The sequence below is a fragment of the Streptomyces griseus subsp. griseus genome (assembly GCF_000720255.1).
GTDB classification, from domain to species: Bacteria; Actinomycetota; Actinomycetes; order Streptomycetales; family Streptomycetaceae; genus Streptomyces; species Streptomyces griseus_I.
In genome coordinates, this window is sequence record NZ_JOJE01000032.1 from 42,131 (window position 1) to 63,258 (window position 21,128).

Here is a 21,128-nt window from a genome sequence, read left to right on the forward strand (position 1 = left end):
TGAGCGGATGCTCACCGGCAACAACCGATCAGTACTGCTCGGTCTCCACGAAACCCGCGTCCGCGTCGTCGTCGGCGCCGAAGGCGTCGGCGGCGGCGGTCGGATCGAATCCGGGCGGGCTGTCCTTGAGCGCCAGGCCCATGCCGGCCAGCTTCGCCTTGACCTCGTCGATGGACTTCGCACCGAAGTTACGGATGTCCAGGAGGTCGGCCTCGGAGCGGGCGACGAGCTCACCCACGGAGTGGATGCCCTCACGCTTGAGGCAGTTGTACGACCGAACGGTGAGCTCCAGCTCCTCGATCGGCAGCGCCAGATCAGCGGCGAGGGCGGCGTCCGTCGGGGACGGACCCATGTCGATGCCCTCGGCGTCGATGTTGAGCTCACGGGCCAGCCCGAACAGCTCGACCAGCGTCTTACCGGCGGAGGCCATGGCGTCACGCGGACGCATCGCCTGCTTGGTCTCGACGTCGACGATCAGCTTGTCGAAGTCGGTGCGCTGCTCGACACGGGTCGCCTCGACCTTGTACGTGACCTTGAGGACCGGCGAGTAGATCGAGTCGACCGGGATACGACCGATCTCCTGGCCGACCTGCTTGTTCTGCACGGCGGAGACGTAACCACGGCCACGCTCGACCGTCAGCTCCATCTCCAGCTTGCCCTTGCCGTTGAGCGTGGCGAGCACCAGGTCGGGGTTGTGCACCTCGACACCGGCCGGGGGCGCGATGTCGGCGGCGGTGACCAGACCCGGGCCCTGCTTGCGCAGGTACATCACGACCGGCTCGTCGTGCTCCGAGGAGACGACCAGCTGCTTGATGTTGAGGATCAGGTCGGTGACGTCCCCTTCTTTCGTGGACGCCCGCTATTTGACGTCCGACGGAAACCGCGCCCGTGAGAAGCGCGGGTACTGCAAGGGTACGGGCGATACGGCCCCTTTACGGTGCCGTACCGCCCGAACCTCAAGCCGATCGAAGCGACCGTGCGTCAGACGCGACGGCGCTTCGGCGGGCGGCAGCCGTACTGCGACATGTGGGGGATGACCCCCACACCCCCAGCCTGCAGCCGAGCCGCCGTGAGCCGGTGCGTCAGACGCGACGGCGCTTCGGCGGGCGGCAGCCGTTGTGGGGGGTCGGGGTGACGTCCTGGATGGAGCCGACCTCGAGGCCCGTGGCCTGCAGGGAACGGATCGCGGTCTCACGACCGGAACCCGGGCCCTTCACGAACACGTCGACCTTGCGCATGCCGTGCTCCTGGGCGCGGCGGGCAGCCGACTCGGCGGCCATCTGCGCGGCGAACGGCGTGGACTTCCGGGAACCCTTGAAGCCGACGTGGCCGGCGGAGGCCCAGGAGATCACGTTGCCGGACGGGTCCGTGATGGAGACGATCGTGTTGTTGAACGTGCTCTTGATGTGCGCGTGGCCGTGAGCGACGTTCTTCTTTTCCTTGCGGCGCACCTTCTTGGCAGCGCCCTGACGTCCCTTGGGGGGCATCTCTTAACTCCTACGGGAGGTGGTCGGTCCTACAGCGAAGACCGTGGACAGAGGTCCGCTGCGGACTACTTCTTGCCCGGCTTCTTCTTGCCGGCGATGGCGCGACGCGGGCCCTTGCGGGTGCGGGCGTTGGTGCTGGTGCGCTGACCGCGGACGGGCAGGCCACGGCGGTGACGCAGACCCTGGTAGCAGCCGATCTCGACCTTGCGGCGGATGTCGGCCTGGATCTCGCGACGGAGGTCACCCTCGGTCTTGATGTTGTTGTCGACGTACTCGCGGATCGCGACGAGCTGCTCCTCGGAGAGGTCGCGAACGCGGGTGTTGGGGTCGATGCCGGTCTCGGCCAGCGTCAACTGCGAAAGGGTCCGGCCGATGCCGAACACGTAGGTGAGGGCGACCTCCACGCGCTTTTCGCGCGGGATGTCAACACCGGAAACGCGTGCCATTCAATGGCTCCAGTTGATCCTCGGAGGTCTTCCACAGAACCGGCTCCCGGCCGCCGTATCAGGTACGAGCCAGGTCCCCGGCCTCCGAACCGGGGGTGTCAGGCGATCGCTCGCCTGGGTCCTGCGTATGAACATATTCAGCTCGCGTCGCGCGAAGTCTCTACGAAAGGCAGAGGGGTGCGATCTGCTCGCGATCAGCCCTGGCGCTGCTTGTGGCGCGGGTTCTCGCAGATGATCATGACCCGGCCGTGACGGCGGATCACCCTGCACTTGTCGCAGATCTTCTTGACGCTCGGCTTGACCTTCATGTGATGAGGTTCTCCGGGTCATCGCCCCGCCCTGAAGGGCGGGAACAGGGCAAAGATCTACTTGTACCGTTGGAGTTCACTCCGGGACACCGCCCGCGGAGTGGCTCCCCTGGATCGCTCCGGGGAGTTTGACAGGGCATGCCTGTCCAACCACGACCCTCCCGGCCGCAGAGGCGAGTACGAGACCCGCCCAAGCCTTACTTGTATCGGTAAACGATCCGGCCACGCGTCAGGTCGTACGGAGACAGCTCCACCACGACCCGGTCGTCAGGGAGGATGCGGATGTAGTGCATGCGCATCTTGCCGCTGATGTGTGCCAGGACCTGGTGGCCGTTCTGGAGCTCGACCTTGAACATGGCGTTCGGAAGAGACTCGACGACAGTGCCCTCGATCTCGATGGCACCTTGCTTCTTGGCCACGCTTCGCCCTTCGAATCGACTACCTTGATCGACTCCGTACGAGCGCATGCAGGCATACGGGTGCACGAGAGCCGACGAGTCAGTCTACGTCAGCGCACCCGGAAACACGAATCGAGAAAGCCTGCCCCACACAGAGCCACATCATGCAAGCTGAGCCGGCCTCCGACCGGCGGTCATGGCCGGGGTCCGCCGTCAGGCCAGGGGGTCCGGCGCGGCCGTGACTCCGTACTCCGCCGGCTTCGCCTTGCCGCCGGCCCCGCCCTCGACGCCCCTCTCGCGGGCTCGGCGCCAGAGCGCCTCACAAGCTTCGAGCCGCTGCGCCGGCCTCCGACCGGCGGTGACCCCGTACTCCGCCAGCTTCGCCTTGCCGCCGTCGGGGGCGGTCAGGACCAGGGGCCCCTGGTCCGTCAGGGCGACGGAGTGCTCCCAGTGGGAGGACCACGTGCCGTCCGTCGTGATGACGGTCCAGTCGTCCTCGAGGACCTCGGTCTTGGGGGTACCGAGGGAGACCATGGGCTCGATGGCGAGGCAGAAGCCGGGGACCAGCTTGGGGCCCTTGCCGCGGCGGCGGTCGACGTAGTTCAGCAGGTGCGGGTCCATGTGCATCTCGGTGCCGATGCCGTGGCCGCCGTAGTCCTCGATGATGCCGTAGCGGCCGCCGCCGGGCTTGGGCTGGCGGCGGATGTACGTCTCGATGGCCCGCGACACGTCGACCAGGCGGCTGCCCTGCTTCATCGCGGCGATGCCGGCCCACATCGACTCCTCCGTCACCCGGGAGAGCTCGACCAGCTCCGGGGAGTGACCGGAGCCCACGAAGGCGGTGTAGGCGGCGTCGCCGTGCCAGCCGTCGACGATCGCGCCGCAGTCGATGGAGATGATGTCCCCGTCCTTGAGGACGACGTCCTCGGAGGGGATGCCGTGCACCACGACGTCGTTCACGGAGGTGCAGATCGTCGCCGGGAAGCCGCCGTAGCCGAGGAAGTTCGACTTGGCGCCGTTCTCCGCGAGCACCTTGCGCGCGACCTCGTCCAGGTCCTTGGTGCTTGCCCCGGGCACCGCGGCCTCCCGGGTAGCCGCGTGGATCGCGGCGACGACCAACCCCGCCTCACGCATCTTGGCGATCTGCTCGGGGCTCTTGATCTGCACCATGGGGACTACGGCCTTTCTGGACCGGGAAGAGACGGACGCTTTCCACGATACGGGGGCGGACCAAGCCTCCCCACACAGCAGCCGCGGCCCCCTCCTCGGGAACCGCGGCTACGGCGACGTACGAACGACTACTTGATGTCGTCCTCGCGCTTCAGCGCCTCGAGCGCGCGACGGGTGACCTCGTCCACCGGACCCAGCGCCGAGATCGTGACGACCAGGCCCTGCGCCTTGTAGTAGTCGATGATCGGCTCGGTCTGCGTGTGGTAGACCTCGAGCCGCTTGCGGACGGTCTCCTCGGAGTCGTCGTCACGCTGGTACAGCTCACCGCCGCACACGTCGCAGACGCCGTCCTTGGTCGGCTTCTTGTACGTCTCGTGGAAGACGTGCGACGAGTCGTTGCGGCAGATGCGCCGGCCGGCGATCCGCTTGACGACCTCCTCCTCCGGCACCTCGAGGTCCAGCACCGCGTCCAACTTGATCGCCTCGGTCTTCAGCAGCTCGTCCAGTGCCTCGGCCTGCGAGACGTTGCGCGGGAACCCGTCGAGCAGGAAGCCGTTCTCGGCGTCGGGCTGCTCCATGCGGTCCTTGGCCATCGCGATGGTGACCTCGTCCGGGACGAGGTTGCCGGCGTCCATGTAGGACTTCGCGAGTTTCCCGAGCTCCGTCTGCTGGCTGATGTTGGCGCGGAACAGGTCACCCGTGGAGATGTGCGGCACGCGCAGCTTCTCGGCAAGACGAGTGGCCTGTGTGCCCTTCCCGGCACCCGGCGGCCCGACGAGGACGATTCGCATCAGCGGAGGAACCCTTCGTAATTGCGCTGCTGGAGCTGGCTCTCGATCTGCTTCACCGTCTCGAGGCCGACACCCACGATGATCAGGATGCTGGTCCCGCCGAACGGGAAGTTCTGGTTGGCCTGGAAGCCGATCAACGCCATTGTCGGTACGAGAGCGATCAGACCCAGATACAGCGAACCCGGCCAGGTGATCCGGTTGAGCACGTACGAAAGGTACTCAGCGGTCGGCCTGCCAGCCCGGATGCCCGGGATGAAGCCACCATACTTCTTCATGTTGTCGGCGACTTCCTCGGGGTTGAAGGAGATCGCCACGTAGAAGAACGCGAAGAAAACGATGAGCAAGAAGTACGCAGTGATGTAAATCGGGTGGTCGCCCTTGGTCAGGTTCTGCTCGACCCAGCGCTTCCAGCCCGAGTCACCGCTGGAGAACTGCGCGATCAGAGCCGGGATGTAGAGCAGCGACGACGCGAAGATGACCGGGATCACACCGGCCTGGTTCACCTTCAGCGGGATGTACGTGGACGTACCACCGTAGGAGCGGCGGCCGATCATGCGCTTCGCGTACTGCACGGGGATGCGGCGCTGGGCCTGCTCGACGAAGACCACCAGGCCGACCATGACCAGGCCGACGAGGATGACGGTGCTGAACTCGATCCAGCCGCCGGCCAGGGTGCCCTGCTTCTTGATGGCCCACAGCGCGGACGGGAAGGTGGCGGCGATCGAGATGAACATCAGGATCGACATGCCGTTGCCGATGCCGCGGTCGGTGATGAGCTCACCGAGCCACATGACCATGGCCGTACCTGCGGTCATGCAGATGACCATGACGATGGTGCTGAAGATCGCGCGGTCCGGGACGATCTGGCTGGCGACCGTGCAACCGGAGAAGAGGGCGCCGCTGCGGGCGGTGGCCACCAGGCCGGTGCCCTGCAGGATGGCGAGCGCCACGGTGAGGTAACGGGTGTACTGCGTGATCTTCGCCGTACCGGCCTGGCCCTCCTTCTTGAGGGCTTCCAGGCGCGGGATGACCACGGTCAGCAGCTGGAGGATGATGCTGGCCGTGATATACGGCATGATGCCCAGCGCGAAGATCGTGATCTGGAGCAGCGCGCCGCCGCTGAACATGTTGACCAGACCGAAGAGGCCCTGGTTGCCGGACGCCTGGTCCACACACTCCTGGACACTCTTGTAGTCGACGCCCGGGATCGGGATGTGGGTCCCGACCCGGTAGACCACGATGATGCCGAGCGTGAAGAGCAGCTTCTTGCGCAGGTCGGGCGTCTTGAACGCCCGGGCGAACGCGGTGAGCACGGTGCCTCCTGCGACCCCCGCGCAACTGCGTCAAGGGTGACGGTCTTGAGGTTCGACGAATACGTGAAAGAGCAGTGCAGGCCACCTTACCGGCCTCACCGCCCGCCTTGGAACGACCAACCGGGGATACCTCATTGTGAGGTATCCCCGGTCGGGACTGCTTACGTCATCGCGCTCAGACGAGCTCGGTGACCGTACCGCCGGCGGCGGTGATCTTCTCCTTGGCGGAGCCGGAGACGGCGTCGACCGTCACCTGCAGCGCCACGGTGACCTCGCCCTGGCCGAGGACCTTGACGAGCGCGTTCTTGCGAACGGCACCCTTGGCGACCAGACCCTCGACGGTGACCTCGCCACCCTCGGGGTACAGCGACGCCAGCTTGTCGAGGTTCACGACCTGGTACTCGGTCTTGAACGGGTTCTTGAAGCCCTTCAGCTTCGGGAGGCGCATGTGGAGGGGCATCTGGCCACCCTCGAAGCGCTCCGGAACCTGGTAACGGGCCTTGGTGCCCTTGGTACCACGACCGGCCGTCTTACCCTTCGACGCCTCACCACGACCGACACGGGTCTTGGCGGTCTTGGCGCCCGGGGCGGGACGGAGGTTGTGGATCTTGAGCGGGTTGTTCTCCGCCATGATCAGTCGACCTCCTCGACCGTCACGAGGTGGCGGACGGTGTGCACCATGCCGCGGAACTCGGGGCGGTCCTCCTTGACGACCTGCGTGTTGATGCCCTTGAGACCAAGGGAGCGCAGGGTGTCACGGTGGTTCTGCTTGCTGCCGATGTAGGACTTGACCTGCGTAATCTTGAGCTGCGCCATGATTACGCACCCGCCCCGGCACGCGCACGGAGAAGAGCCGCGGGGGCGACGTCCTCGAGCGGCAGACCACGGCGGGCCGCGATCTCCTCGGGACGCTGCAGACCCTTCAGGGCCTCCACGGTCGCGTGCACGATGTTGATGGCGTTGTCGGAGCCGAGCGACTTCGACAGCACGTCGTGAATACCGGCGCACTCGAGCACGGCACGCACCGGACCACCGGCGATAACACCGGTACCGGGGGACGCGGGCTTGAGCAGCACGACGCCGGCAGCCTTCTCACCCTGGATGGGGTGCGGGATGGTGCCCTGGATCCGGGGGACCTTGAAGAAGTGCTTCTTGGCCTCCTCAACACCCTTGGCGATGGCGGCCGGCACCTCCTTGGCCTTGCCGTAACCGACACCCACGGTGCCGTCACCGTCGCCCACCACGACCAGCGCGGTGAAGCTGAAGCGACGACCACCCTTCACAACCTTGGCGACGCGGTTGATCGCGACGACGCGCTCAACGTACGCGGTCTTCTCGGCGGCAGCAGCGCCGCCGTCACGGCCCTTCCGGTCCCGCCGCTCGCCGCCACCGGCACCGCCACCGCGGCGCTGGGGTCCAGCCATTGGAATTACCTCTCTCTGTTTCCGCTAGCTACGGCAGGCTCAGAACTTGAGCCCGGCTTCGCGGGCGGCGTCCGCCAGAGCGGCGATGCGCCCGGCGTACTGGTTGCCACCACGGTCGAACACGACAGCCTCGACACCGGCGGCCTTGGCACGCTCGGCGACCAGGGCGCCGACCTGCTTGGCCTGCGCGGACTTGTCGCCCTCGCCACCGCGGATCGAGGTGTCCAGGGTGGACGCCGACGCAAGGGTGTGACCCTTGATGTCGTCGATCACCTGGGCCACGATGTGGCGGTTCGAGCGGGTAACGACCAGACGCGGACGCTCCGCCGTACCGTTGATCGACTTGCGGATCCGGATGTGGCGGCGCTTGATCGCGGCGCGCTTGTAAGCGTCGCCCTTGAGGATCTTCTGCCCGTATGCCATGGCTTACTTACCCGCCTTTCCGACCTTGCGGCGGATGACTTCGCCCTCGTACTTGACGCCCTTGGCCTTGTACGGGTCGGGCTTGCGCAGCTTGCGGATGTTGGCCGCAACCTCGCCGACCTTCTGCTTGTCGATGCCCTCGACCTGGAAGCGGGTCGGGGTCTCCACCTTGAAGGTGATGCCCTCGGGCGCCTCGACGGTGATCGGGTGGCTGTAGCCGAGAGCGAACTCCAGGTTCGAACCCTTGGCGGTCACTCGGTAACCGACACCGCTGATCTCGAGCTTCTTCACGTAACCCTGGGTCACGCCGGTGATCATGTTCGCCACCAGCGTGCGGGACAGGCCGTGCAGGGCCTTGCTCAGACGCTCGTCGTTGGGGCGGGTGACGTTCAGGACGCCGTCCTCACCCTTGGCGATCTCGATCGGCGCCACGACAGTGTGGGTCAGCGAGCCCTTGGGGCCCTTGACCGAGACCGTCTGGCCGTCGATGGTGACGTCCACGCCGGCGGGAACCGTGATGGGGAGCTTGCCAATACGCGACATAGCTGTTTCCTCCGTTCCCTTCCGTTACCAGACGTAGGCGAGGACTTCTCCGCCTACGCCCTTCTTGCCGGCCTGCTTGTCGGTGAGGAGTCCGTGCGACGTGGAGATGATCGCCACGCCGAGACCGCCCAGCACCTTCGGCAGGGAGGTGGACTTCGCGTACACCCGGAGACCGGGCTTGGAGATCCGCTTGATGCCCGCGATGGAGCGCTCACGGTTGGGGCCGAACTTCAGCTCCAGGACGAGGTTCTTGCCGACCTCGGCGTCCTCGACCTTCCAGCCCGTGATGAAGCCCTCCTGCTGGAGGATCTCCGCGATGTGCGACTTGATCTTCGATGCCGGCATCGTCACGGAGTCGTGGTATGCCGAGTTCGCGTTCCGCAGACGCGTAAGCATGTCTGCGATCGGATCAGTCATGGTCATGAATTGGCCTTCGGCCTCTCTCGCCGGGGTTTCCTGGTGCGCCATCCCTCTCCCCGATCCGAGACGGGACGGGTGCGGCGCGGTGGACCTACGGCGTAGTAAGCAAACATTAGCGGGCTCGGCCCGCGGGCGTACGGGCGACCGTCAGGCGCCCAACCCTCCAAGCCTAAGCCATGGAAGGGCGGGCGCCTGACACGCCCATTGCTTACCGAGAGCTCCGGGAATCCCTAAAAGGGGGATTACCAGGAGCTCTTGGTCACGCCCGGCAGCTCGCCACGGTGAGCCATCTCACGAAGGCACACGCGGCAGAGGCCGAACTTGCGGTACACGGAGTGCGGGCGGCCGCAGCGCTGGCAGCGGGTGTAGCCACGCACACCGAACTTGGGCTTGCGAGCAGCCTTAGCGATCAGAGCCTTCTTCGCCATCTCGCTCACGCCTCCTTGAAGGGGAAGCCGAGGTGACGAAGGAGCGCACGGCCCTCAGCGTCGTTGGTCGCCGTGGTGACCACGGTGATGTCCATGCCCCGGGTACGGTCGATCTTGTCCTGGTCGATCTCGTGGAACATGACCTGCTCGGTGAGACCGAAGGTGTAGTTGCCACGGCCGTCGAACTGCTTGGGGGACAGGCCGCGGAAGTCGCGGATGCGCGGCAGCGCGAGCGACAGGGTGCGGTCCAGGAACTCCCACATGCGGTCGCCACGAAGCGTGACGTGGGCACCGATCGGCTGACCCTCACGCAGCTTGAACTGCGCGATGGACTTGCGGGCCTTGGTGACGGCCGGCTTCTGACCGGTGATCGTGGTGAGGTCGCGGATGGCGCCCTCGATCAGCTTGGAGTCGCGGGCGGCGTCGCCCACACCCATGTTGACCACGATCTTGACGAGGCCGGGAACCTGCATGACGTTCTCGTACTTGAACTCGTCACGCAGCTTGCCCGCGATGTCCTCGCGGTACTTCGTCTTCAGACGCGGAGTGGTGGTGGTAGCCATCAGATGTCCTCACCCGTCCGCTTGGCAACGCGGATCTTGTTGCCTTCGTCGTCGAAGCGGTAACCGACGCGGGTCACAACCTTGTTGCCGTCCTTCTCCACGACCAGCTGGACGTTGGAGACGTGGATCGGCGCCTCGGTGGTGACGATGCCGCCGGCCTGCGAGCCCTTGGCGGTCGGGCCGGCCTTGGTGTGCTTCTTGACCCGGTTGACACCCTCGACCAGGACGCGGTCCTCGCGGGGGAAGGCCGCGATGACCTTGCCCTGCTTGCCCTTGTCCTTACCGGTGATGACCTGGACCAGGTCGCCCTTCTTGATCTTCATGCTTACAGCACCTCCGGCGCGAGCGAGATGATCTTCATGAACTTCTTCTCGCGCAGCTCACGGCCGACCGGGCCGAAGATACGGGTGCCGCGAGGGTCGCCGTCGTTCTTCAGAATGACGGCGGCGTTCTCGTCGAAGCGGATGTACGAGCCGTCCGGACGGCGGCGCTCCTTGACGGTGCGAACGATGACCGCCTTGACGACGTCACCCTTCTTCACGTTGCCACCGGGGATCGCGTCCTTGACGGTGGCGACGATGACGTCACCGATGCCCGCGTAGCGGCGACCGGAGCCACCGAGCACACGGATGCAAAGGATCTCCTTCGCACCAGTGTTGTCGGCGACACGCAGTCGCGACTCCTGCTGGATCACGTCTATCTCCTGTTTGTCTGCCGGTTCCCGCAGGGGCCTTGTCGGGCCGAACCTGCGAGCCTGGCGGAACCGTCCTGCCGGGATACCCCCGCAGGAATTACTTGCCGACCCGGCCGGGCCGCGGGGCCGCTCTCGCGACGAGCGCGAGTGCCTCACGCACCTCGGCCGGGCTTCCCGGCGGCGGCTCCGTAAGTCGTTCACGGAACTCGCCGGGCGGCGGTCTTTCTTCGGTCGGGCGAAAACCTCGCCGGGAGCGCCCGGCCGGGCCGGGGCCCGGGGGCGAGCCCCCGGCGGGGGCAGCGGGGGCGAACCCCCGCTTGATTACTTCGCCTTCTCGAGGATCTCGACGACGCGCCAGCGCTTCGTCGCGGACAGCGGCCGGGTCTCCGCGAGGAGGACACGGTCGCCGACACCCGCGGCGTTCTGCTCGTCGTGCGCCTTGAGCCTGCTGGTACGGCGGATGACCTTGCCGTACAGCGCGTGCTTGACGCGGTCCTCGACGGCGACGACGACGGTCTTGTCCATCTTGTCGCTGACGACGAGACCCTCACGGGTCTTGCGGAAGCCGCGGGCCTCTGCAGTCTGCTCAGTCACGTTGCTCTCACTCATCAGGCGCTCTCCACCGTCTCGATGCCCAGCTCGCGCTCACGCATCAGGGTGTAGATCCGCGCGATGTCCTTACGGACGGCCTTCAGCCGGCCGTGGTTCTCGAGCTGACCGGTCGCCGCCTGGAAGCGGAGGTTGAACAGCTCTTCCTTGGCCTCGCGGAGCTTGTTCAGCAGCTCCTCGTTGCCCAGCTCGCGCAGCTCGGACGCCTTGGTACCGGCCGACATCACGCTTCACCTGCCTCGCGCTTGACGATCCGGCACTTCATCGGCAGCTTGTGGGCCGCACGGGTCAGCGCCTCACGGGCGATCTTCTCGTTGGGGTACGACAGCTCGAACATCACGCGTCCGGGCTTGACGTTGGCGATCCACCACTCCGGAGAACCCTTACCGGAACCCATGCGGGTCTCGGCGGGCTTCTTGGTGAGCGGACGGTCCGGGTAGATGTTGATCCAGACCTTGCCACCACGCTTGATGTGACGCGTCATGGCGATACGAGCGGCCTCGATCTGACGGTTCGTCACGTACGCCGGGGTCAGCGCCTGGATACCGTACTCGCCGAACGCAACCGTCGTGCCACCCTTGGCGGCGCCGGAGCGCCCCGGGTGGTGCTGCTTGCGGTGCTTGACCCTACGGGGGATCAGCATGTCGGTCAGGCCTCCGTTCCGGTGCTCTCAGCCGGAGCGGCGGGGGCCTCGGCCTTGGGGGCCTCGGCGCCGGCAGCCTGCTGCGGCTTACGACCGCGCCGCTCGCCACCGCGGCCACCACGGGCCGGGCGGTCGGAGCCGCCACCGCGAGCCGGGCGGTTACCCGCACGGGCGGCAGCGTTCTCGGCGCGGACCTCGGCGATGTTCTTGACGTCGCCCTTGTAGATCCAGACCTTCACACCGATGCGGCCGAAGGTCGTCTTGGCCTCGAAGAAGCCGTAGTCCACGTTCGCGCGGAGCGTGTGCAGGGGCACACGGCCCTCGCGGTAGAACTCCGAGCGGGACATCTCGGCGCCGCCGAGGCGGCCACCGCACTGGATCTTGATGCCCTTGGCGCCGGCCTTCATCGTGCCCTGCATGCTCTTACGCATGGCGCGACGGAAGGAGACGCGGGAGGAGAGCTGCTCGGCAACGGCCTGAGCAACCAGCTGGGCGTCGGTCTCGGGGCTCTTGACCTCGAGGATGTTCAGCTGGACCTGCTTGCCCGTGAGCTTCTCGAGGTCGCCGCGGATGCGGTCGGCCTCGGCGCCACGGCGGCCGATGACGATGCCCGGACGAGCGGTGTGGATGTCCACCCGCACGCGGTCACGGGTGCGCTCGATCTCGACCTTGGAGATGCCGGCGCGCTCCATGCCGGACGTCATCATCCGACGGATGGCGACGTCTTCCTTGACGTAGTCCTTGTACAGCTTGTCGGCGTACCAGCGCGACTTGAAGTCGGTGGTGACACCGAGCCGGAACCCATGCGGGTTAACCTTCTGGCCCATTACCGGGTTCCTTCCTTGCTGCTGACGACCACGGTGATGTGGCTGGTCCGCTTGCGGATCCGGTAGGCGCGGCCCTGGGCGCGCGGACGGAACCGCTTCAGGGTCGGGCCCTCGTCGACGTACGCCTCGGAGATGAAGAGGCTGTCGGCGTCGGTGTGGTCGTAGTTGTGCGCGGCGTTGGCGATGGCGCTGTCAAGCACCTTGCCGACCGGCACGCTCGCGGCCTGCGGGGCGAAACGCAGGACCGCCTGAGCCTCCGTGGCGTCGAGGCCACGGATGAGGTCCACCACGCGGCGGGCCTTCATGGGCGTGACGCGGATGTACCGCGCCTGGGCCCTGGCTTCCATGGTTGTCCTTCCAGTGTCTGTCATGGTCATTCCACCCCGCTGTTAGCGGCGCTTCGACTTCCGGTCGTCCTTGACGTGACCCCGGAAGGTGCGCGTCGGCGAGAACTCGCCGAGCTTGTGGCCGACCATCGACTCGGTGACAAACACCGGAATGTGGGTCTTGCCGTTGTGCACCGCGATCGTGTGGCCGAGCATGGCCGGGATGATCATCGAGCGACGGGACCAGGTCTTGATGACGTTCTTGGAACCGGCTTCGTTCTGGGCGTCCACCTTCTTGATCAGGTGGTCGTCGACGAAGGGCCCCTTCTTGAGACTGCGCGGCATCTAAACCCGCTCCTAGCGCTTCTTGTTCGTCTTGCGGCGGCGGACGATGTACTTGTTCGAAGCCTTCTTCGGCGAACGAGTACGACCCTCCTTCTGACCCCAGGGGCTGACCGGGTGGCGACCACCGGAGGTCTTGCCCTCACCACCACCGTGGGGGTGGTCAACCGGGTTCATCGCCACACCGCGAACGGTCGGGCGGACGCCCAGCCAGCGCTTGCGGCCGGCCTTGCCCCAGTTGATGTTGCTCTGCTCGGCGTTGCCGACCTCGCCGATCGTGGCGCGGCAGCGCTGGTCGACCAGGCGGATCTCACCGGAGGGCATGCGGAGGTGGGCCATCGAGCCCTCCTTCGCGAGCAGCTGCACGGAGGCACCGGCGGAGCGGGCGAACTTGGCGCCACCGCCCGGACGGAGCTCGATCGCGTGCAGCGTCGTACCGACCGGGATGTTGCGCAGGGCCAGGTTGTTGCCCGGCTTGATGTCGGCCCCGGGACCGTTCTCGACGCGGTCACCCTGCTGCAGGTTGCGCGGGGCGAGGATGTAGCGCTTCTCGCCGTCGGCGTAGTGCAGCAGCGCGATGCGCGCGGTGCGGTTGGGGTCGTACTCGATGTGCGCGACCTTCGCCGGCACGCCGTCCTTGTCGTGACGACGGAAGTCGATCACTCGGTAGGCGCGCTTGTGTCCGCCACCCTGGTGGCGAACGGTCACACGACCGGCGTTGTTACGGCCGCCCTTGCTGTGCAGGGGGCGGACCAGCGACTTCTCCGGCGTGGACCGCGTGACCTCGACGAAGTCGGCGACGCTGGCGCCACGGCGGCCCGGCGTAGTCGGCTTGTACTTGCGGATTCCCATTTCTCAGTCCTCGTCCGATATCGGACGATCCGAACCGCTTACGCGGTCGGACCGCCGAAGATGTCGATACGGTCGCCCTCGGCGAGGGTCACGATCGCGCGCTTGGTGCCGGCACGCTGGCCGAAGCCGGTGCGGGTCCGCTTGCGCTTGCCCTGGCGGTTGATCGTGTTGACCCCGGTGACCTTGACCGAGAAGACCGCCTGGACGGCCTGCTTGATCTGGGTCTTGTTGGCGCTCGGGTCGACGATGAACGTGTACTTGTTCTCGTCGAGAAGGGCGTAGCTCTTCTCGGACACGACCGGCTTGATCAGGACGTCACGGTGGTCCGTGTACGCCTTGCTCGCCGGGGTGACGACGGTGTTCTTGCCCTCGGCAGCGTGGCGACGCGCCTTGGCGACGCGCGCGGCCTTGGCGGCCTTCGCAGCCTTGGAGGCAATGCTCGGGTGACGCGTAGCCATCAGGCCTCGCTCCCTTCGGTGTCGTTGGCCTTCGGGCCGGCGACGAAGGACTCGAGAGCGGCCTGGGTGAAGACCACGTCGTCCGAGACGATCACGTCGTACGTGTTCAGCTGGCCCGGCTCCAGGATGTGGACCTGGGGCAGGTTGCGGGCGGACAGCCACGCGGCCTCATCGGCGCGGTCGACGACCAGGAGCAGGTTCTTGCGCTCCGAGATCTTGCCGAACAGCGTCTTGGCGGCCTTGGTGGAGGGGGTCTCGCCCTCGATCACGCCGGTGACGACGTGGATGCGGTTGTGGCGGGCCCGGTCGGTGAGGGCGTGGCGCAGGGCCGCGGCCTTCATCTTCTTCGGGGTCCGCTGCGAGTAGTCACGCGGCTGCGGGCCGTGGACGACGCCACCGCCGGCGAACTGCGGGGCGCGGGTCGAACCCTGACGGGCGCGGCCGGTGCCCTTCTGGCGGTACGGCTTCTTGCCGCCACCACGGACTTCACCGCGGGTCTTGGTCTTGTGCGTGCCCTGGCGGGCAGCGGCGTTCTGCGCGACGACGACCTGGTGGATCAGCGGGATGCTGATCTTCTCCACGCCGAAGTACTCCGCGGGGAGCTCGACGGTACCGGCCTTCTCGCCGGCAGGCGAAAGGATGTCAACAGTGCTCATCGGTTACCTCAGGCCCCCTTGGCCGCGGTGCGGACCAGGACGAGGCCGCCGTTCGGACCGGGAACCGCGCCCTTGATGAGCAGCAGACCCTTCTCCGCGTCAACGGCGTGGACGGTCAGGTTCTGGGTGGTGACCCGCTCGTTGCCCATGCGACCCGCCATGCGGAGGCCCTTGAACACGCGGCCCGGGGTGGCGCAGCCACCGATGGAACCGGGGGAGCGGTGCTTGCGCTGGGTGCCGTGTCCGGCGCCGAGGCCCTTGAAGTTGTGACGCTTCATGACACCGGCGAAGCCCTTGCCCTTGCTCTTGCCGGTCACGTCGACCTTGAGGCCGGCCTCGAACACCTCAGCGGTGATCTCCTGGCCGAGGGTGTACTCGCTGGCGTCAGCGGTACGGATCTCGACGAGGTGGCGGCGGGGAGTGACATCGGCCTTGGCGAAGTGGCCCTTGAGGGGCTTGTTCACCTTGCGCGGGTCGATCTCGCCGAACGCGATCTGGACGGACTCGTAGCCGTCGGCGTCGTTCGTGCGGACCTGGGTGACGACGTTGGGGCCGGCCTTGACGACGGTGACCGGAACAACACGGTTGTTCTCGTCCCACACCTGCGTCATGCCGAGCTTCTCGCCCAGGATGCCCTTGATCTGCTTAGCCATTCTCAGATCACCAGCCCTCAGAGCTTGATCTCGATGTCGACACCGGCCGGGAGGTCGAGTCGCATCAGAGAGTCAACGGTCTTGGGGGTCGGGTCGAGAATGTCGATCAGGCGCTTGTGCGTGCGCATCTCGAAGTGCTCGCGCGAGTCCTTGTACTTGTGCGGCGACTTGATGACGCAGTACACGTTCTTCTCAGTGGGCAGCGGCACCGGGCCCGCGACCGACGCACCAGTGCGAGTCACCGTCTCGACGATCTTCTTCGCCGAGGAGTCGATGACCTCGTGGTCGTAGGCCTTGAGCCGGATGCGGATCTTCTGTCCCGCCATGGCTACTCAGCAGTCCTGTCTCTCGTAACGCTCCGGAACCCGGTGTTCTCTTACGTTCTCTCCGACCCACGCGGTCGGGCGTGTCGCGCTTCCACTGACACAGATGTCCCTTGTTCGAACATCCCTCCAGGGAATGAACACGGCCCTTCCGGAACCGCAAGCCGGAGCCAAAAGGCCACCGGGTGCCTGGCCGGTGCCGCACCACACTTCCCGGAAGATTCCCGTACGTCCGTCCCAGCGCTGCCTTTCGGCAGTTGGAACGACGAGTACTGTGGGACTCGCTTCCGGTCCCCCCGGCGGGAGGCGCGCAGCATCAACACTCGACCGAGCAACCCCGCTAGTCTGCCATACGCAGCTGGGGCTTCGCCAATCGAGCTGGAGAGAATACCCCGGACGTGACGAAGGTCAAACGCGTGCGGGCGACACCCCCGCTCCTCCCCCCGCCCACGCCGTAAACCACTGGCCCACGGCCGCCCGGCGTTCCTAGGCTGATCAGGTACGAGCCGCCACGGGGGACGTTCACGATGCGTACGCACTATCCGCGGACCCGGCACCTGCCCTGGTCCCCCGGCGCCACCGCCGATGACCTCAGGATCACCGACCTGTCCGGCCTGCGCGGCCGCGAGGTCGTCGTCACCGAGAAGCTCGACGGCGAGAACACCACGCTGTACGCCGACGGCCTGCACGCCCGCTCGCTCGACTCGGCCCACCACCCCTCCCGCACCTGGGTCAAGGCCCTCCAGGCGCGCGTCGGCCACGCCATCCCCGTGGGCTGGCGGGTGTGCGGGGAGAACATGTTCGCCCGGCACTCCATCGCGTACGACGACCTGGAGAGCTGGTTCTACGGCTTCTCGGTGTGGGACACGGACGGCCGCTGCCTGGGCTGGGACCGGACGGTGGCCTTTCTGCGCGGGCTCGGTGTTCCCGTACCGCGGGTCCTGTGGCGAGGCGTGTTCGACGAGCGGGCGCTGCGCGCGCTGCGGCTGGATCTCGGGCGGCAGGAGGGGTACGTCGTCCGGGTCGTGGACGGGTTCGGCGCTCATGAGTTCGGGGGGCGGGTGGCCAAGTGGGTGCGGGCCGGGCACGTGCGGACGGACACGCACTGGATGCACGCGGCCGTCGTCGAGAACGGTCTCGGCCCGGGGGCCGCGTTGTGGGCGGTGCGTTCGGGGGTGGCCGTCGACGCGGCGGCGCTGGAGGAGGCCGTGGGCCTGCCCGGCGAGGGGGACCCGCGAGCCGTCGCCCTGTTCGATGCGGCGGGGCGGTCCGGGGACGACCGGCTCGTCGGCGTGCTGGCCACGCTGCTGCACTCGGGCAGGCGGGCACGGCTCGCGGCACGGCTCGCAGGGGTGGTGGGCATGCCGCTCGCGCGCCGGGTCGCGGATCTGGTGGGACTGCACCCGGCGCTGCATCGGCCGTATCCGGACGAGGACCGGCGGGCCGGCCTGGTGCGGCTGTCCCACGCCGCCGACCTCGGCCTGCTGCACGCGGTCGCCCGGGTCACGGCGGCCACGGACGAGGCGCGCGAGCAGGTGGAGTGGTCGGCACTGCACGCCGAGGACGTGGCGGGCCTGGACGAGCAGGCGCTGCGGGAGGCGTTCGCCGAGCTGCCGGCCGACGCGGCCGTCCGGTGCCGGGCCGAGGCCCGGGAGGCGTACGCGCGGGGCCGGATCGGCGGGGTCGAAGAGGCGGTGGCGGCGACCTGGCGCTGGCGCTCCGGCGCCTTCCCGAAACTGATCCAGACGGTCGGGCCGGCGGGCAGCGGCAAGAGCACCTTCGCCCGCGGACTCCCGGGCGTGAACGCGTACGTCTCCCTGGACGATCTGCGCGAGGCGCGCGGCTCGCGCGCCGACCAGCGGGCCAACGAGGCCGTCCTGCGCGAGGGGCTCGACCGGCTGGACAAGGCCCTGGCCGGCGGAGGGACCGTGGTGTGGGACGCCACGTCCCTGAACAAGCAGCAGCGCTCGCTCGTGCACGCGATCGCCCACCGTCGTGACGCCCTGATCACGCACGCCGTGGTCCTGGTCGACGAGGACGAGCTGATACGGCGCAACGCCCACCGCGAGCACCCGGTGCCCCCGGAGGTGCTCGCCGCCCAGCTGCGCCGCTTCGGCCCGCCGTACCCGGGAGACGCACATCGCACCTGGTACATCGGGGCGGGCGGAACCGTAGAGGAAGAGATCTGACGGGCCCTGGGGGCCTGAGAGATCCGAGAGAGGGCTGAGAGGGCTGACCGTTGCGTACCAGCGAGGAGATCTATCACCGGGTGCGCTGGGACGCGCGCTTCGACCCGGCCCGCTTCGTGCTGGGCGTCCTGCAGCGCGGGGCCGCGCCCAAGCGTGTTCCGCTGCCCGCCTTCGTGCCCGGCGGCGAGATCCCGTGGCACCGGGTGCTGTTCTTCGAGGCCGACGGCGAGGTGGTGTGGGACCGGGGCACGGGTGTGGACCGGATCGACGCGACGGGGGCCGGGCGGGTGCGGGAGGCTCGGCTGCTCCGGGCGCCGTTCTTCACGGCCCGTACGCCGTATGCGTGGGACGGGGAGGACTGGGTGCCGGCGCGCTCACCGGCCGGCGCCGCTTCCGGCCCTGATGGTGTGCGGGTGCTGACCTGGAACACCCTCTGGGACCGGTACGACGCCGACCGCATCGACAGCGCCCGGCGCAGGCCCGAGCTGCTGCGGGCCCTGCGCGACGCCGACGTCGACGTGATCGCGTTGCAGGAGGTCGAGGCGGAACTCCTCGTCCCGCTGCTGCGGGAGCCGTGGGTGCGGGCGGGGTGGACGCTGGGGACGGATCCGCGGGAGCGGGACGTGGACGAGTGCGGTCTGCTGCTCCTGAGCCGGTTGCCCGTGCGGGAGGCCGCGTTCCACGCGCTGGGCCCGCACAAGGCGGTGACCGCCCTCGTCGTGGAGACGGGCACGCGTCCCCTGGTCGTCGCGGCGACGCACCTGAGCAGCGACCACTCCGAGAACGGTGCGGTCCGGCGCGACGCCGAGCTGACGCGCGTCGCCGAAGGTCTGGCGGGTCTGGAAGCCGAACTGGTCCTCATGGGCGACTTCAACGACGGCGGTGACACACCGCAGCTGACGTTGGGGATGCGGGACGCGTGGAGCGAGGTGCACGGCGCCGGCGACCCGACCCCCACCTTCGACCCGGGCACCAACCCGCTGGCCGCGATCTCGTCCCTGACCGGCCGGGCCTCCCGGCTGGACCGGGTGCTGCTGCGCGGGGAGGGCCTGCGGGTACGGCGGGCCGAGCTGTACGGCGACGTTCCCGCGGCGGAGGGGCTGTACATCTCCGATCACTTCGGTGTGCGGGCGGAGGTGACGTCGGGTGCCCCGGACGGTCCGGAGGCGGATATCGACCGCGTTGACACACGGCCGACGCCCCGTACGGCACTGGCGTGGATCCCTCCCGAGGAACTGTGGCCGCCGCTGCAGGACATCCGCCGCGACCACGACCCGCAGATCCGCCGTTGGCCTCCCCATGTGAACCTGCTCTTCGGATTCGTGCCGGAACACGCCTTCGAGCAGGCGGCATCGGTCCTCGCGACAGCTGCCACGGCTCCCTTCGACGCCCGGCTGGAGGGCGTGCACTGGTTCGGCCACCGGGACGACGCCACCGTCTGGCTCGACCCCGCGGCCGCAGGCGAGGAGCCGTGGACCGAGCTGCACCGCACCCTCCTGCGCCACTTCCCCGGCTGCCGCGGCCGCCGCGCGGGCTTCACCCCTCACCTGAGCCTGGGCCGCACCACCGACCCGAACGCCCTGGCCGCCACCTGCGAGGCCCGGCTCACTGCGACACCGGTCAGGGTCGGCGAGCTGGCACTGCTGTCGCGGCGCGGGGACGAGCCGATGAGGGTGCGGGGGACGGTGACGCTGGGGACGGGAGAGGTCAGCTGGAGGGAGGAGGCGGGGCGGTACGAGGGCGAGGCCACGGACGCTGCTGTCGCCGACCTGATCACGGCCCGCGTCACGGACGTGCTCGGGGACGGTCTCGTGCACGTCGTCGGCTCCCGGCGCATGGGCTGCGCGCTGCCCGGTGCGGACCTGGACCTGGTGGCGGCACTGCCCGGGTCTGTCGAAGTCGCCGCGGTACAGACACGGTTGACCACAGCTCTCTCTGAGGCGACCGATGTGCGCGAGGTGGTCGGGGCCCGCGTGCCCGGTCTGCGGTTGCGGATCGACGGGCTGGACGTGGACCTGGTCGTCGTCGCCACCGGCTCGCTGGACCCCGCCCAGGCGGTGGCTCGCCGAGCCGAGCTGGGAGAGGCGGCGGCGATCGCGCTCAGCGCGGTGAGCGACGCCGACGCGGTGCTCGCCTCGGTGGGCGCACACGGTCCGGCCTTCGCCCGGCTGGCCAGGCAGGTCAAGGCATGGGCGAAGGCACGGGGTCTGGACTCGGCACCGTTCGGGGGCCTGCCGGGCCTCGCCTGGTCCGTCCTGGCGGCCCGCACGGCGAGCAAGTCCGGCGACCTGCCCCCGGCGGATCTGCTACGCCACTTCTTCGCGACCTGGGCGGCATGGGACTGGCGAGAGCCGGTAGGACCGCAGGACGTCGGGCCCGCCCCCCTCACCATCACGACACCCTCCGCCCCCGTACGCCCCTGCACGGACCAGGTCACGCCGGGCATGCGAGACCTCATCACCCAAGAGCTGTTCCGCGCCTGGGAGTTGCTGGACGCGACGCCGGCCCCGCCTCCCTGGGCCGAACTCCTCGCCCCTCCCCCGCTCCACCGCCGCCACGCGGCCTGGGCGGTCGTGACGGTGGACTCGGCGGCGGACGAGGGCCGGGTACGAGGCAGGATGCGGGCCCTCATCACCGACCTCGCGGCCACGGCCCCGGACTGTCACGCCTGGCCCCGCCCCTTCACCGCCGGCCCCATCCGCTACGCCATCGGCCTGGGCTCCACCCCACCGACCACCGACCACCTCACGAAGATCGCGGAACAGCGACTGCGCGGCCTGCCGGGAGTCACGCTGACGAGGGCTGAGGGGGGCGCGATCCCGACCCTCCGCTGATCATCGGG

The 21,128-nt window shown here is 68.2% G+C and carries 29 protein-coding genes and 2 pseudogenes; 2 read left to right on the top strand and 29 right to left on the bottom strand.

Annotated features, from left to right (window positions below; translation table 11 throughout):
- Positions 1-28 precede the first annotated feature (28 nt).
- The 29 genes and pseudogenes from IG99_RS32470 to rpsJ all read right to left on the bottom strand — a co-directional run.
- Positions 29-838 (bottom strand): annotated as a pseudogene (locus tag IG99_RS32470) (DNA-directed RNA polymerase subunit alpha); the annotation flags it as partial.
- A 244-nt stretch (positions 839-1,082) separates the two neighbouring features.
- Positions 1,083-1,487 (bottom strand): 30S ribosomal protein S11, encoded by a 405-nt coding sequence (gene rpsK, locus IG99_RS32475; RefSeq protein ID WP_003956432.1) that lies wholly within the window; start codon positions 1,485-1,487, stop codon positions 1,083-1,085.
- Positions 1,488-1,552: 65 nt separating this feature from the next.
- The gene (rpsM, locus tag IG99_RS32480) at positions 1,553-1,933 is read right to left on the bottom strand and encodes a 30S ribosomal protein S13 (protein ID WP_037680379.1); all 381 of its coding nucleotides are present in this window, start codon (positions 1,931-1,933) and stop codon (positions 1,553-1,555) included.
- A gap of 194 nt (positions 1,934-2,127) precedes the next feature.
- The gene (gene rpmJ / locus IG99_RS32485) at positions 2,128-2,241 is read right to left on the bottom strand and encodes a 50S ribosomal protein L36 (RefSeq protein ID WP_004984509.1); all 114 of its coding nucleotides are present in this window, start codon (positions 2,239-2,241) and stop codon (positions 2,128-2,130) included.
- Between the two features lie 197 nt (positions 2,242-2,438).
- Positions 2,439-2,660: a translation initiation factor IF-1 gene (gene infA / locus IG99_RS32490; RefSeq protein ID WP_003948620.1), complete on the bottom strand. Its 222-nt coding sequence runs from the start codon at positions 2,658-2,660 to the stop codon at positions 2,439-2,441.
- Positions 2,661-2,981: 321 nt separating this feature from the next.
- Positions 2,982-3,809 (bottom strand): annotated as a pseudogene (map, locus tag IG99_RS32495) (type I methionyl aminopeptidase); the annotation flags it as partial.
- A gap of 128 nt (positions 3,810-3,937) precedes the next feature.
- Positions 3,938-4,600: an adenylate kinase gene (locus tag IG99_RS32500; RefSeq protein ID WP_037680380.1), complete on the bottom strand. Its 663-nt coding sequence runs from the start codon at positions 4,598-4,600 to the stop codon at positions 3,938-3,940.
- Positions 4,600-5,913: a preprotein translocase subunit SecY gene (gene secY, locus IG99_RS32505; protein ID WP_037680383.1), complete on the bottom strand. Its 1,314-nt coding sequence runs from the start codon at positions 5,911-5,913 to the stop codon at positions 4,600-4,602. The genes IG99_RS32500 and secY overlap by 1 nt, the downstream gene beginning before the upstream one ends.
- A gap of 175 nt (positions 5,914-6,088) precedes the next feature.
- Positions 6,089-6,544, bottom strand: a complete 456-nt coding sequence (gene rplO / locus IG99_RS32510; protein ID WP_037680385.1) for a 50S ribosomal protein L15 — start codon at positions 6,542-6,544, stop codon at positions 6,089-6,091.
- Positions 6,545-6,546: 2 nt separating this feature from the next.
- Complete coding sequence (gene rpmD / locus IG99_RS32515) at positions 6,547-6,729, bottom strand: 50S ribosomal protein L30 (protein ID WP_003974250.1); 183 nt, start codon at positions 6,727-6,729, stop codon at positions 6,547-6,549.
- Between the two features lie 2 nt (positions 6,730-6,731).
- Positions 6,732-7,337, bottom strand: coding sequence for a 30S ribosomal protein S5 (gene rpsE / locus IG99_RS32520; RefSeq protein ID WP_009190144.1), 606 nt, complete (start codon positions 7,335-7,337; stop codon positions 6,732-6,734).
- 39 nt (positions 7,338-7,376) lie between these two features.
- Positions 7,377-7,760 carry a 50S ribosomal protein L18 gene (rplR, locus tag IG99_RS32525; protein ID WP_037680387.1) on the bottom strand — a complete coding sequence of 128 codons (384 nt, stop codon included), beginning with the start codon at positions 7,758-7,760 and terminating at the stop codon, positions 7,377-7,379.
- Positions 7,761-7,763: 3 nt separating this feature from the next.
- On the bottom strand, positions 7,764-8,303 hold the full coding sequence (gene rplF / locus IG99_RS32530; RefSeq protein ID WP_037680394.1) for a 50S ribosomal protein L6: 540 nt from the start codon (positions 8,301-8,303) through the stop codon (positions 7,764-7,766).
- Between the two features lie 24 nt (positions 8,304-8,327).
- Entirely contained in the window at positions 8,328-8,726 is a 399-nt protein-coding gene (gene rpsH, locus IG99_RS32535) for a 30S ribosomal protein S8 (RefSeq protein WP_013001411.1), read from the bottom strand.
- Positions 8,727-8,965: 239 nt separating this feature from the next.
- Complete coding sequence (locus IG99_RS32540; RefSeq protein ID WP_003948630.1) at positions 8,966-9,151, bottom strand: type Z 30S ribosomal protein S14; 186 nt, start codon at positions 9,149-9,151, stop codon at positions 8,966-8,968.
- 5 nt (positions 9,152-9,156) lie between these two features.
- Complete coding sequence (gene rplE, locus IG99_RS32545; RefSeq protein ID WP_037680397.1) at positions 9,157-9,714, bottom strand: 50S ribosomal protein L5; 558 nt, start codon at positions 9,712-9,714, stop codon at positions 9,157-9,159.
- Positions 9,714-10,037 (bottom strand): 50S ribosomal protein L24, encoded by a 324-nt coding sequence (gene rplX, locus IG99_RS32550; RefSeq protein WP_030039760.1) that lies wholly within the window; start codon positions 10,035-10,037, stop codon positions 9,714-9,716. The genes rplE and rplX overlap by 1 nt, the downstream gene beginning before the upstream one ends.
- A gap of 2 nt (positions 10,038-10,039) precedes the next feature.
- The gene (rplN, locus tag IG99_RS32555) at positions 10,040-10,408 is read right to left on the bottom strand and encodes a 50S ribosomal protein L14 (RefSeq protein ID WP_003998823.1); all 369 of its coding nucleotides are present in this window, start codon (positions 10,406-10,408) and stop codon (positions 10,040-10,042) included.
- 321 nt (positions 10,409-10,729) lie between these two features.
- The gene (gene rpsQ / locus IG99_RS32560) at positions 10,730-11,017 is read right to left on the bottom strand and encodes a 30S ribosomal protein S17 (protein ID WP_037680399.1); all 288 of its coding nucleotides are present in this window, start codon (positions 11,015-11,017) and stop codon (positions 10,730-10,732) included.
- Complete coding sequence (gene rpmC / locus IG99_RS32565) at positions 11,017-11,241, bottom strand: 50S ribosomal protein L29 (protein ID WP_010036720.1); 225 nt, start codon at positions 11,239-11,241, stop codon at positions 11,017-11,019. The genes rpsQ and rpmC overlap by 1 nt, the downstream gene beginning before the upstream one ends.
- Entirely contained in the window at positions 11,241-11,660 is a 420-nt protein-coding gene (rplP, locus tag IG99_RS32570; RefSeq protein WP_007494765.1) for a 50S ribosomal protein L16, read from the bottom strand. The genes rpmC and rplP overlap by 1 nt, the downstream gene beginning before the upstream one ends.
- A gap of 5 nt (positions 11,661-11,665) precedes the next feature.
- Positions 11,666-12,487 carry a 30S ribosomal protein S3 gene (gene rpsC, locus IG99_RS32575; protein ID WP_037680401.1) on the bottom strand — a complete coding sequence of 274 codons (822 nt, stop codon included), beginning with the start codon at positions 12,485-12,487 and terminating at the stop codon, positions 11,666-11,668.
- Positions 12,487-12,834: a 50S ribosomal protein L22 gene (gene rplV, locus IG99_RS32580; protein ID WP_037680403.1), complete on the bottom strand. Its 348-nt coding sequence runs from the start codon at positions 12,832-12,834 to the stop codon at positions 12,487-12,489. Before rplV ends, rpsC begins: the two co-directional genes overlap by 1 nt.
- A gap of 42 nt (positions 12,835-12,876) precedes the next feature.
- Entirely contained in the window at positions 12,877-13,158 is a 282-nt protein-coding gene (rpsS, locus tag IG99_RS32585; RefSeq protein WP_010986346.1) for a 30S ribosomal protein S19, read from the bottom strand.
- 12 nt (positions 13,159-13,170) lie between these two features.
- Positions 13,171-14,007, bottom strand: a complete 837-nt coding sequence (gene rplB / locus IG99_RS32590) for a 50S ribosomal protein L2 (protein WP_037680406.1) — start codon at positions 14,005-14,007, stop codon at positions 13,171-13,173.
- Between the two features lie 38 nt (positions 14,008-14,045).
- Positions 14,046-14,465: a 50S ribosomal protein L23 gene (rplW, locus tag IG99_RS32595; RefSeq protein ID WP_037680408.1), complete on the bottom strand. Its 420-nt coding sequence runs from the start codon at positions 14,463-14,465 to the stop codon at positions 14,046-14,048.
- Positions 14,465-15,121, bottom strand: coding sequence for a 50S ribosomal protein L4 (gene rplD, locus IG99_RS32600; protein ID WP_037680410.1), 657 nt, complete (start codon positions 15,119-15,121; stop codon positions 14,465-14,467). The genes rplW and rplD overlap by 1 nt, the downstream gene beginning before the upstream one ends.
- 8 nt (positions 15,122-15,129) lie before the next feature.
- Positions 15,130-15,774: a 50S ribosomal protein L3 gene (gene rplC, locus IG99_RS32605; protein WP_037680411.1), complete on the bottom strand. Its 645-nt coding sequence runs from the start codon at positions 15,772-15,774 to the stop codon at positions 15,130-15,132.
- Between the two features lie 17 nt (positions 15,775-15,791).
- Positions 15,792-16,100: a 30S ribosomal protein S10 gene (gene rpsJ / locus IG99_RS32610; RefSeq protein WP_003948644.1), complete on the bottom strand. Its 309-nt coding sequence runs from the start codon at positions 16,098-16,100 to the stop codon at positions 15,792-15,794.
- Positions 16,101-16,624: 524 nt separating this feature from the next.
- Between rpsJ and IG99_RS32615 the strand changes: the two genes are divergently transcribed.
- Both IG99_RS32615 and IG99_RS32620 read left to right on the top strand, forming a co-directional pair.
- Positions 16,625-18,286 carry an RNA ligase family protein gene (locus tag IG99_RS32615; protein WP_037680413.1) on the top strand — a complete coding sequence of 554 codons (1,662 nt, stop codon included), beginning with the start codon at positions 16,625-16,627 and terminating at the stop codon, positions 18,284-18,286.
- A gap of 50 nt (positions 18,287-18,336) precedes the next feature.
- Positions 18,337-21,120 carry a poly(A) polymerase gene (locus IG99_RS32620; protein ID WP_037680416.1) on the top strand — a complete coding sequence of 928 codons (2,784 nt, stop codon included), beginning with the start codon at positions 18,337-18,339 and terminating at the stop codon, positions 21,118-21,120.
- The last annotated feature ends 8 nt before the right edge of the window (positions 21,121-21,128 follow it).

What these genes read in the sequence shown, in the direction of transcription:
- rpmJ (WP_004984509.1), bottom strand. Translation starts at nt 2,241, where the DNA reads ATGAAGGTCAAGCCGAGCGTCAAGAAGATCTGCGACAAGTGCAGGGTG.
- rplV (WP_037680403.1), bottom strand. Translation starts at nt 12,834, where the DNA reads ATGGAAGCCAGGGCCCAGGCGCGGTACATCCGCGTCACGCCCATGAAG.
- rpsJ (WP_003948644.1), bottom strand. Translation starts at nt 16,100, where the DNA reads ATGGCGGGACAGAAGATCCGCATCCGGCTCAAGGCCTACGACCACGAG.
- rplR (WP_037680387.1), bottom strand. Translation starts at nt 7,760, where the DNA reads ATGGCATACGGGCAGAAGATCCTCAAGGGCGACGCTTACAAGCGCGCC.
- rpsK (WP_003956432.1), bottom strand. Translation starts at nt 1,487, where the DNA reads ATGCCCCCCAAGGGACGTCAGGGCGCTGCCAAGAAGGTGCGCCGCAAG.
- rpsQ (WP_037680399.1), bottom strand. Translation starts at nt 11,017, where the DNA reads ATGAGTGAGAGCAACGTGACTGAGCAGACTGCAGAGGCCCGCGGCTTC.
- rplD (WP_037680410.1), bottom strand. Translation starts at nt 15,121, where the DNA reads ATGAGCACTGTTGACATCCTTTCGCCTGCCGGCGAGAAGGCCGGTACC.
- rplW (WP_037680408.1), bottom strand. Translation starts at nt 14,465, where the DNA reads ATGGCTACGCGTCACCCGAGCATTGCCTCCAAGGCTGCGAAGGCCGCC.
- IG99_RS32500 (WP_037680380.1), bottom strand. Translation starts at nt 4,600, where the DNA reads ATGCGAATCGTCCTCGTCGGGCCGCCGGGTGCCGGGAAGGGCACACAG.
- IG99_RS32540 (WP_003948630.1), bottom strand. Translation starts at nt 9,151, where the DNA reads ATGGCGAAGAAGGCTCTGATCGCTAAGGCTGCTCGCAAGCCCAAGTTC.
- rpsM (WP_037680379.1), bottom strand. Translation starts at nt 1,933, where the DNA reads ATGGCACGCGTTTCCGGTGTTGACATCCCGCGCGAAAAGCGCGTGGAG.
- rpsC (WP_037680401.1), bottom strand. Translation starts at nt 12,487, where the DNA reads ATGGGCCAGAAGGTTAACCCGCATGGGTTCCGGCTCGGTGTCACCACC.
- IG99_RS32615 (WP_037680413.1), top strand. Translation starts at nt 16,625, where the DNA reads ATGCGTACGCACTATCCGCGGACCCGGCACCTGCCCTGGTCCCCCGGC.
- rplP (WP_007494765.1), bottom strand. Translation starts at nt 11,660, where the DNA reads ATGCTGATCCCCCGTAGGGTCAAGCACCGCAAGCAGCACCACCCGGGG.
- rpsE (WP_009190144.1), bottom strand. Translation starts at nt 7,337, where the DNA reads ATGGCTGGACCCCAGCGCCGCGGTGGCGGTGCCGGTGGCGGCGAGCGG.
- rpsS (WP_010986346.1), bottom strand. Translation starts at nt 13,158, where the DNA reads ATGCCGCGCAGTCTCAAGAAGGGGCCCTTCGTCGACGACCACCTGATC.
- rplX (WP_030039760.1), bottom strand. Translation starts at nt 10,037, where the DNA reads ATGAAGATCAAGAAGGGCGACCTGGTCCAGGTCATCACCGGTAAGGAC.
- rplO (WP_037680385.1), bottom strand. Translation starts at nt 6,544, where the DNA reads ATGGCGGAGAACAACCCGCTCAAGATCCACAACCTCCGTCCCGCCCCG.
- rpmC (WP_010036720.1), bottom strand. Translation starts at nt 11,241, where the DNA reads ATGTCGGCCGGTACCAAGGCGTCCGAGCTGCGCGAGCTGGGCAACGAG.
- rpmD (WP_003974250.1), bottom strand. Translation starts at nt 6,729, where the DNA reads ATGGCGCAGCTCAAGATTACGCAGGTCAAGTCCTACATCGGCAGCAAG.
- rplB (WP_037680406.1), bottom strand. Translation starts at nt 14,007, where the DNA reads ATGGGAATCCGCAAGTACAAGCCGACTACGCCGGGCCGCCGTGGCGCC.
- rplE (WP_037680397.1), bottom strand. Translation starts at nt 9,714, where the DNA reads ATGGCTACCACCACCACTCCGCGTCTGAAGACGAAGTACCGCGAGGAC.
- rpsH (WP_013001411.1), bottom strand. Translation starts at nt 8,726, where the DNA reads ATGACCATGACTGATCCGATCGCAGACATGCTTACGCGTCTGCGGAAC.
- rplF (WP_037680394.1), bottom strand. Translation starts at nt 8,303, where the DNA reads ATGTCGCGTATTGGCAAGCTCCCCATCACGGTTCCCGCCGGCGTGGAC.
- rplC (WP_037680411.1), bottom strand. Translation starts at nt 15,774, where the DNA reads ATGGCTAAGCAGATCAAGGGCATCCTGGGCGAGAAGCTCGGCATGACG.